Raw genomic sequence first — 227 nt, forward strand, 5'->3', positions numbered from 1 at the left:
AATGGCAATTAATAAACCCTCATCAATATAGAGCATAATTAACTGGCTTGCTCTGGCGAAAAAGCCAACAACAATGGGTTAGCCGATTGATTAAGCAACGCTTTTATTTCATTTTGCGCTTTTTTAAATTGGACTCGTAAAAGCGGCTTTAAATGTTTTTTAGAGTATTTATCTTGCTTAAAGTAACTTAATAAAGCATGCATATATACAGAATGGGTTTCACTGAC

Annotated in this window: 1 pseudogene; it reads right to left on the reverse strand. The window is 33.5% G+C overall.

Going from position 1 to position 227, the window contains the following annotated elements:
* Positions 1-38: 38 nt before the first annotated feature.
* A pseudogene (locus CWB76_RS19780) lies at positions 39-227 on the reverse strand (hypothetical protein); the annotation flags it as partial.

It is taken from the genome of Pseudoalteromonas sp. S1609 (genome assembly GCF_005887255.1).
In the GTDB taxonomy this organism is placed as follows: domain Bacteria; phylum Pseudomonadota; class Gammaproteobacteria; order Enterobacterales; family Alteromonadaceae; genus Pseudoalteromonas.